Raw genomic sequence first — 2,349 nt, forward strand, 5'->3', positions numbered from 1 at the left:
TTTGTCTAGTTTCTTTCTCATAAGACCAAAGAGAAGTCTGCTATTGCTTTCGCTCAGAGGCAAATTCTGAACCTCTGTCTGATTCATTACAAATCAGCTTTCGCTTTTTCTCTCATCCTCTACCCACCAGAGGTTTCTGCTTTCCTTACGGTCGGCTTACTATGGTTTTCGACCAAAACCATAGACTCTGTTGGGCTTACCCTGTTGTGTTTTTTAGTGTTGCGTTCTCTGTTAGATGCTGTCTACTTCTGCGATAGGATTTATACTCACACATCTTAGGGACTGCCCATCATTAAGACTGCCTACATACCTTTTGGTCAAAGCCTTTCAGCCTTTTGGCTCTTTTCCCTGTCACGCAGTTTAATTAACAGTTCACTTTCGTTCATCATAAGAGAACTCCCCTTAGCCTCAGAACCACATTAGGCTAGTAGCAATGAGTACATTTGTAGTTTGCATTCCGGTTGTTTCGTTACCTACTTGACCGTAACCAATCTCCATTCATGAGACTTTTTACATAGGGGTAGAGGGTGTGAGTCCTCTAGAGGAGAAGCCTCCTCGGACTAAACGACCATTTCAGGTCGCGCGGGCAGATAAGGAGTCACCTCTGAGTTTGAGGGGAAGGGCTTTTACCTTCATCCTGTCCGAAGCTCAACTTGTTGACAGTACAACGAAGCTGACTAACTTATTTACGGGCTGTTTACCGAGATTCAGTTAGTGACGAATCGCACGCAGTAGATTCTGCAACTGCCAGCATCATTGTGGAGTCCCAGTTTCGGCTTATTGATTGAAGCGACCAGTTGCTTAAGTAGTTCTTCTTGGCGCATCAAAGCAGCAAGTAATTCTGACGTTTCTTGAGGGTTCATTCGTTTGATACTAATGTATTTCACCTTCGCATTGGCGCAGCCTTATTAGAGTTATTGTTTTTGGATACAGGCAATACTTTGTACTATTTATCACTCTTTGAAAAAATGTGCCGTTGCTCCTTCTATCCAAAGGAACATCTTCTAGGATGTTAGTTGCTTTATGCTTTCAGTTGACAGTGTAAAGTAGAATTTCCACAAAGCCTCATCCCGTCCTAGAGATGAGGCTTTTACTGATGTCTGTAACAAGCTGCTCCAAAAATTAACCACCTTTAGCTGAAGAAATATTTGAGCGGTTGTTAAATTTTTTTGTCAAGCAGTTGAAGTATAACTTGCAACCTTTTGAAGAAGGCAGAAGGCAGAGGGCAGAAGGAACAAGTCAGAAAGGGATTCCGACCCCTCCTGACTTGGGGCCACTGAACTCTCGTTCAGTGGGGGCTTTATACCCTTACTCCTTTACTCCTTTCAGTCGTGGGCAGAGGGCAGGAATCAAAATTCCCTTCTGCCTTCTGCCTCCTGCCCTCTGCCTTTCTTGGTAACAAGTTGAACGCCACTTCTTGTACCTAAAGAAGTGTTAACTAGGATGTTATATGATAGCTTCATAGTACATAACAACTTTTAGCCTCGTCTCACCTTGATGACGAGGTTTTTGTTTTGAAAGCAGAATAAACCATGTTGAGGTAAGAGACTTGTTTTTCCTAACTTCTCCCCAATGTCGCAAGAAAAGCTTGATGATTCAAAAGTTGTTGTAGCGTGTGCCATAATAAAAGTCTATACATACGTTATTTTTTGTGCGATCGCTTTACAGTTATCAAAGCTGGGAAGTAATCGCTTTTGTTTTCCGAATCAGCGACCATCTGAAGAATTAGTTCTAGCTGGCGTATTACTGAAGCAAATAATTCTGATGTTTATTCAGGGGTCATTTGTTTGATACCAAAACATTCTCACCGACCCAAGGCGCAGCCTTATTAGAGTTATTGTTTTTGGATGTGGCTAATCATGCGTATTGTTTATTACATCTCTAGAGCTTGTACTATTGGCTCTACTATCCAAAGGAGCATTTATTAACATACTAGTTGCTTTACAATTGCAGTACAAAGTCGAATTTTCACCACGCCTCATCCCCCTTTGGAGATGAGGTTTTTACTGCTGTCTAGAACGAACTGCTTCAATAATGAACTGGTTTTGTCACAAGAAATATTTGAGCAGTTGCTAAATTTATTTACTAAGCAGTCAAAGTATAGTTTGTAACCTTGCGACAGATTAAACTGCAATTTATCTGCCTAATTTATATCAAATATGCTGCTATATGCAGTATATTAACCTTGCAAGGACTGTTTTGGTTATTAAACTCGTCTGACTTTGATGACGAGGTTTTTATTTTTGGAGTGGAATAAATCGCTTTGTAAATCATCTCATTTGATTTCGGGTGAATAGTTGAATTCATGAAATGCCGTTGCATACATGATGCAAATGAGTATCATTGGAG

Annotated in this window: 1 protein-coding gene; it reads right to left on the reverse strand. The window is 40.7% G+C overall.

The genetic code is table 11. The annotated features are described in order from the left end of the window. Positions 1-707: 707 nt before the first annotated feature. Positions 708-863, reverse strand: coding sequence for a hypothetical protein (locus HCR01_RS37630; RefSeq protein ID WP_193200966.1), 156 nt, complete (start codon positions 861-863; stop codon positions 708-710). Positions 864-2,349: the final 1,486 nt, after the last annotated feature.

Origin of the sequence: Nostoc sp. MG11, from assembly GCF_014904695.1 — a bacterium.
GTDB lineage: Bacteria > Cyanobacteriota > Cyanobacteriia > Cyanobacteriales > Nostocaceae > Komarekiella.

Bases quoted from the DNA above. Each gene is read 5' to 3' on its own strand.
- HCR01_RS37630 (WP_193200966.1), bottom strand. From the start codon at position 863: ATGAACCCTCAAGAAACGTCAGAATTACTTGCTGCTTTGATGCGCCAA.